Below are 6,488 nucleotides of genomic sequence, written 5' to 3'. Positions count from 1 at the left end.
CCGCCGAGCGGGGTGCACACGGGTGAGAGGCGTACTGGTCGCCGCGCTGGTGGCCCTGGTGGTGTCGCTGCTGGGCACGCCGTCGGTCATCCGGCTGTTCCGTCGGCGCGGTTACGGACAGGAGATCCGCGAGGACGGACCGTCAAGTCATCTTACCAAGCGTGGTACCCCCACGATGGGTGGCACGGTCATCATCCTGGCGACGCTGGTCGGTTACTTCGTTGCACATCTGATCACGATGAACGGATTCACCGCGTCCGGACTGCTGGTTCTGCTGGTCATGACCGGCCTGGGTATGGTCGGCTTCCTCGACGACTACATCAAGATCCGTAAACAGCGCAGTCTCGGGCTCACCGCGCGGACCAAGTTCGCCGGTCAGGCCGCCGTGGCGCTGGCGTTCGGTCTGCTGGCCGTCCGGTTCAAGAACGCCAACGGCCTGCTGCCCGGGTCGACGTTCATTTCGATCGTCCGCGACACCAACTTCTCGATCGGCCTGATCGGGTTTCCGCTGCTCGCCTGGATAATCATTGCGGCGACGTCGAACGCGGTGAACCTCACCGACGGCCTGGACGGCCTGGCCGCCGGCACCTCGGCGATGGTGTTCGGCGCCTATGTGGTGATCTCCTTCTGGCAGTTCGGTAACCTCTGCCAACACGGAGCCGCCGTGGACGGCTGCTACTTCGTCCGCGACCCGCTGGACGTGGCACTTGTCGCGGCCGCCGCCATGGGCGCCTGTTTCGGGTTTCTGTGGTGGAATGCCAGCCCGGCGAAGATATTCATGGGTGACACCGGTTCGCTGGCGCTCGGCGGGGCCTTCGCGAGTATCGCGATCGTCAGCCGGACCGAGTTGTTGCTGTTCGTCCTCGGTGGGCTTTTTGTTGTCGAGACGCTGTCGGTGATCCTCCAGGTCGCCTTTTTCAAGGCCACCCGGAGGCGAATTTTCAACATGGCGCCGATCCATCATCACTTCGAGCTGGCAGAGTGGCCGGAGACGACCGTAATCATCCGTTTCTGGATTGTTTCCGGTCTTGCCGTGGCGTTCGGACTCGGACTGTTCTACGCGGAGTTCCTCTCGCACGGCGGTTCCTGATGTGTATCCTCGAAACGGGCGGCCCCCGGCGCCGCCGGGAGACGGGCGGTACAGGACGTTGAAAGCCGAGAACCGGCGAGGTCGCGGGAGATGACCGCAGGCGTGGCGACGTCGCGGCTGCGCCGAACAACGTCCGGCCTGGAGGTACTGTGTTGGGCGGGCTTTGACGAGCGGCTGGTCGATGTTTTTGTCACCACCCGGGATGGCGGGGTTTCCGGCGGCAGCTACGCCTCGCTCAATCTGAGCCTGCGGGTCGGGGACGACAATGCCGACGTGCTGGCGAACCGGGCGCGAACGGCCGCGGCACTCGGCGCCACCCTGGACGACTTCGTCTTCTGCGCGCAGACCCACAGCCCGAATGTCGCTGTCGTGACCCACGAGCATCGCGGTCGGGGCGCCCGCTCGGCCTCGGACGCGATCCCGCTGACCGACGGGCTTGTGACGACAGTTCCCGGACTCGTGCTGGCTGTCCTGGCGGCGGACTGTGTCCCGATCGTTCTGCATGATCCGGTGGCCGGGGTGCTCGCGTGTGTGCACGCCGGCTGGCGCGGGACCGTCGGCGGCGTCACCCCCGCGGCGGTAGCGGCCATGCAGCGCCTCGGTGCTGACCCACGCAACGTGGTCGCCGGCGTCGGGCCCTCGATCACCCCGGACCGTTACCAGGTCGGCGCGGAGGTTGTGGACGCCGTGCGGGCCGCCCTCGGCGGGCGCGCTGACGCGGTGCTGCGGCCCGACGGTGCCGGAAAGTCGACCTTTGACGTGGCCGGCGCGAACGTCGGGCAACTGGTTGCCGCGGGCGTACCGGAAAACCAGATCCACGTCACCGGCCTTGGCACTGGTCCGGGCACTCCCTTTTTCAGCCACCGGGCCGAGAGCCCGTGCGGGCGGTTCGCCGCGGTGGCCCGCCTAAGTGGCCAAAGGGCGCGCGAGGATCGTCAGATCGTCGCCCGGAGGCCGCAGTTCCCGGAGCACTACGTGGGAAGGACGTCCTGTGAACGGGTCGCCCCGGCGCGGGGAAAGTTTTCGCTATGTCGGCTATGACATGGATCCTGCCCATAACCGGCTCGTGTGCCGCTACCGCCTCGACGGGCGGGAGTTCCGCGAAGAGGTGACGTTCCCCGGCGGTGGTGCGTGGGACGAGCCTGCCGTTGCCGCCGCGGCACGGCTGGTGTTCCTGGTGGCTGCGGTTTCGTACTACAAGTCGGCGGCTCCGCCGCTCATCGATCTCGGTGACACCGCGGTCACGGATGTCGAGCGTGCCTTCCTACAGGAGTTCTATCTCGACGGCCTGGGTGAGTTCGCCTACCGCAACAATCTTGATCTCTCCGAGTTGCGGATCGTCGGCCCGGCGCTGACGCGGAAAACTCCGGTGGCCTTCAACCCGGACGAGGGCCGGTCCCTGGTGCCGTTCGGCGGTGGCGTGGACTCCATCGTCACCGTGGAGTTGTTGCGGCCCAGGGCCAAGGACCCGGCCCTGTTCGTCGTCAACCAGCCCGGTGACCGGTTTGCGGCCATTGAACGAGCCGCTGATGCCACCGGCCTGCCGGTGGTCCGGGCGGAGCGGCTCATCGACAACCAGGTGCTGCGCTCGGCGGAGCTCGGTTTCCTCAACGGGCATGTGCCGGTCACGGGGATTCTCTCGGCGATCGCCGTGATGGCCGCCGTGCTGGACGGCCGGGACGCCGTGGTGATGTCCAACGAGTGGTCGGCGTCGGTGGGAACCATCGAGGTCGACGGCCGCTCCATCAATCACCAGTACTCCAAGGGCGAGGCGTTCGAGACCGCCCTGCGGTCGGTCCTCGCCGAGACTTTCGGGGGCCGGCCGGAGTATTTTTCCCTGCTGCGCCCGTTCACCGAGCTCTGGATCGCCCGGCGCTTCGCCGCGCTGCCGCAGTACTTCGACCATTTCCGCAGCTGTAACCGCGCCTTCCACATCGACCCCGCACAGCGGCTGGACCACTGGTGCGGAACGTGCGACAAGTGCTGTTTCATCGATCTGATTCTTTCCCCGTTCATGGACGAGCCGACGCTGCGGCGGGTCTTCGCCGGACGTGAGCCGCTGGCTGACATGGCGCTACTGGGCCGTTTCCGCGCCCTACTGGGCCTGTCCGCGGACAGCAAGCCCTGGGAGTGCGTCGGCGACGTCACCGAGTGCCGGGTCGCTACCCTGCTCGCCACCGGACGCCGTGATCGCGGTGCGTCACCCGTCCTCGCCGCGCTCGGTCCGCTACCGGGGGAACCCACGCCTGAGGAGCTGCTCATCCCGCACGGCCGACACTTCGTTCCGGACCGGTATGCGCCCGACGATCTCCTGGTCTGACCTGTGCGGCCGCGCGGTCGGTCTCTACGGCCTGGGCCGTGAGGGCGAGGCCAACCTGCGCGCCTGCCTCGCGCGGGGGATCGAGCCGGTGCTCGTCGACGACGCCCCCGCCCGGACCGACATCGACGGCCGCCCGCTGTTGGTGACAGCGCAGGGTGGCCTCGACGCGCTCACCCACTGTGATGTCGTCATCAAGGCGCCTGGAATCTCGCGGTACGGCGAGACCGTGCGGCACCTCGGACGGCTCGGTATTCCCGTGGTCGGCGGGGTGGGGCTGTGGCTCGTCGATGCAGACCGGTCGAAGGTGGTCTGCGTGACGGGAACCAAGGGCAAGAGCACGACGTCGGCGGTTGCCGGGCACCTGTTGACCCGGTTCGGCTACCGGTGCCTGGTCGGGGGCAACATCGGCGTGCCGCCACAGGATCCACTGGTCGGCGGCGACTACGACTTCTGGATCATCGAGGTGTCCAGTTACCAGGCGACCGACCTGGCATGCTCCCCGCCGGTGGTTGCGGTCACCTCGCTGCATCCTGATCATCTGCCGTGGCATGATAATGATCATGAGACGTACTTTCGCGACAAGCTCTCCGTCTGCTCCCAACCAGGTGCCGATCTGACCATCGCCAACGGCGACAGCGACCTGATCCGCGCGCACCGGGGCCTGCTCGGCCCGAGGGTGGCATGGGTGCGCGCTGACGGCAGCCCGGACGGCAGCACCAACGGCGAATGGATCCGGCAACTGGGCCTGCTGGGTCTGCACAACCGGCGCAACGCCCTGATCGCCGGCGCCTGCCTGCGGGCACTGGGAGTACCCGAGGCGGACGACGACGACAAGCTGCATACCGCAGCCGAGGGGTTCGCCGGGCTGGACAGCCGGCTCCAGGTGATCGGAGAAGTCGACGGCGTCACATTCGTCGACGACGGCCTGTCCACCAACGTGCTGCCGACACTCGCCGCCGTCGAGGCCTTCGGCGACCGCAGAATCGCCGTGGTCGTGGGCGGTCAGAGCCGTGGCATCGACTACCGGCCGTTGGCTGTCGGTCTACGTACCCGCATGCTGGACACGCTCGTCCTCACCGTGCCGGACAACGGCCCCGACATCCACCGTCAGGTCACCGAGGCCGGCGCCGGCCCACATGTCACGACGGTGGACACGCCCGACCTCGCCGCCGCTGTGGTCGAGGGGTTCCGGTGGGCACGACCCGACGGCGTCGTCCTGCTGTCGCCCGCGGCGCCGAGCTTCGGACGTTTTCGCGACTACCGCGAGCGTGGCGCCGCCTTCGCGCTCGCCATGCACACCTGCCGTACCAGCGTGCAGTCACAGTAGGTGGTCATAGGCGGCTGTCGTGGTCACAGCGTGTCCGGAGGGATCAGAACATTCGGGTTGAGAATGCCTACCGGGTCGAGGGCCTGCTTGATCCGCCGAAACATGGCGATTTCGACCGGTGAGCGGTTGAGTGGGAGCCAGCGTCGTTTCGCCGTACCGATCCCGTGCTCGGTGCTGATGCTGCCACCGCTGGCGGCGACGAGCCGGAACACGCCGTCCTCGACCCGTTCCCCGGCGGTTTCCGCGCCGGTCACATTGACATGCACGTTGCCCTCGGCGACATGCCCGAACAGCCATGTCCTCGCCTGCGGCGCGATGGCTGTGACGGTGGCGGGTACGGCATCGATGAACGTGGGAAGGCCGGCGAGGGGCAGGGTGACGTCCATCTTCACCGGCGTCCCAAGGGTGTTGATCGACTCGGGGTGCCGTTCCCGGTAGGACCACAGCGCCTGGCAGCCACGTTGGTCACCGGCGAGCGAGGCGTCCCTGACACCCGCCAGACCGGCGACCGCCTCCGCCAACGTGTTGAGCGGTGTCTCCCCGTCGGCGGTGTCCCCGCCGATTTCGACGAGGAGGTAGGCCGGGTGCGTCCCACGCAGCGGTCGGGGCAGAGTGCAGGTTTCCGCAACAAGATCAAGACCTGCGGTCAGCATGAGTTCGGCCGCGGCCAGCCCGGGCAGACTGTTGCGCAGCAGGGATGCCACCGTGACCGCGTCGGGCACGGATGCGAGCCCCAGCAGACCCACCGCCCGTGCCCGGGTGGCCGGCACAAGCCGGACCCGCACCGCGGTGACGACACCGAGGGTACCTTCGCTGCCGGCGAGCAACGACGGCAGGTGGTAGCCGGTGTTGTCCCTGGACAGCCCGGTGAGATGGGAGACCACGCTGCCGTCGCCGAGCACCGCTTCCACTCCGAGCAGCTGTGCCCTGGTGTCCCCGTACTGCAGTACCCGCAGGCCACCGGCGTTCGTGGCAACGGTGCCGCCGATCGTGGCGGAGTCACGGCTGGCAAGGTCCACACCGTAGGCCAGGCCCGCCGCGGACGCCGCCGCGCGCAGCACACCGACCGGTACGCCAGCACCGACCGTGGCCTGGCCGGCGGCGGCGTCGATCCACAGGGGCTCGCCGAGCCCGCGCAGACTGAGCACGACCTCCCCGCGGGTCGGGACGCCGCCGCCGACCAGCCCGGTATTGCCCCCCTGTGGCACCAGCGCAACCTCAAGGTGTGCGCAGGCCTCGACGATGGCAGCCACCTGCGCGGTGTCCACCGGACGCACGACAGCGCACGTCCGCCCGACGAATCGTCCGGTCCAGTCCCGGACGTAGCCGGCCATGACCTCCGGGTCGGTCAGCACACGGGCGTCACCGACCGCGTCTTGCAGCGTCTGGACCACCTGGTTTCGCGACATGGTTCAGTCTCGTCCGAGAACCTCGTCAGGGGCCTGCTGCGGCGATAATTACCGGTCTGATACCGTACGTTGGCATCCGACTCCGTATTGCCGACCACTTAGCCGGCCGGGGACCGCAGTCGGGCAGGCTCGTGCCCGACACACCCGCGATGGTCGGCGCCCAACAGGCTGGCGGCGTGGACTATTCGGTGCGGGGACCATAACCGCGTCCCCGGGCGAGCGGTGCGAGCACGACGGTGGCCTCGGTGTGCGTGTTCCATGGGTGTTCCTTGACGAGCAGAGGCGTGACGAGCAGGGGAGTGGGACGTGGTGACCGGGGGGGAGGCGCCCGCGCGCGGCGGA

5 protein-coding genes are annotated in these 6,488 nt (G+C 68.3%); 4 read left to right on the top strand and 1 reads right to left on the bottom strand.

Annotated features, from left to right (window positions below):
- Nucleotides 1-22: 22 nt before the first annotated feature.
- From mraY to murD, 4 genes are all read left to right on the top strand, one after another.
- Nucleotides 23-1,090 carry a phospho-N-acetylmuramoyl-pentapeptide-transferase gene (mraY, locus tag U9980_RS01710; protein WP_322766410.1) on the top strand — a complete coding sequence of 356 codons (1,068 nt, stop codon included), beginning with the start codon at nt 23-25 and terminating at the stop codon, nt 1,088-1,090.
- A 90-nt stretch (nt 1,091-1,180) separates the two neighbouring features.
- Nucleotides 1,181-2,131 (top strand): peptidoglycan editing factor PgeF, encoded by a 951-nt coding sequence (pgeF, locus tag U9980_RS01705; protein WP_322766389.1) that lies wholly within the window; start codon nt 1,181-1,183, stop codon nt 2,129-2,131.
- Nucleotides 2,082-3,410, top strand: a complete 1,329-nt coding sequence (locus U9980_RS01700; protein WP_322766388.1) for a hypothetical protein — start codon at nt 2,082-2,084, stop codon at nt 3,408-3,410. Before pgeF ends, U9980_RS01700 begins: the two co-directional genes overlap by 50 nt.
- Nucleotides 3,385-4,737 (top strand): UDP-N-acetylmuramoyl-L-alanine--D-glutamate ligase, encoded by a 1,353-nt coding sequence (gene murD, locus U9980_RS01695; protein ID WP_322766387.1) that lies wholly within the window; start codon nt 3,385-3,387, stop codon nt 4,735-4,737. The genes U9980_RS01700 and murD overlap by 26 nt, the downstream gene beginning before the upstream one ends.
- A gap of 23 nt (nt 4,738-4,760) precedes the next feature.
- Here the strand turns inward: murD and U9980_RS01690 are convergent, their stop codons facing one another.
- Nucleotides 4,761-6,146: an FAD-binding oxidoreductase gene (locus tag U9980_RS01690; RefSeq protein WP_322766386.1), complete on the bottom strand. Its 1,386-nt coding sequence runs from the start codon at nt 6,144-6,146 to the stop codon at nt 4,761-4,763.
- Between the last annotated feature and the right edge of the window lie 342 nt (nt 6,147-6,488).

The sequence above is a fragment of the Protofrankia sp. Cr1 genome (genome assembly GCF_963555865.1).
GTDB lineage: Bacteria > Actinomycetota > Actinomycetes > Frankiales > Frankiaceae > Protofrankia.
The sequence above is the reverse complement of the archived record's forward strand: the minus strand, read 5'-3'. Positions and strand labels throughout refer to the sequence as shown.

Coding starts and splice junctions, on each gene's coding strand:
- U9980_RS01690 (WP_322766386.1), bottom strand. CDS start 6,146: ATGTCGCGAAACCAGGTGGTCCAGACGCTGCAAGACGCGGTCGGTGAC.
- pgeF (WP_322766389.1), top strand. CDS start 1,181: ATGACCGCAGGCGTGGCGACGTCGCGGCTGCGCCGAACAACGTCCGGC.
- murD (WP_322766387.1), top strand. CDS start 3,385: ATGCGCCCGACGATCTCCTGGTCTGACCTGTGCGGCCGCGCGGTCGGT.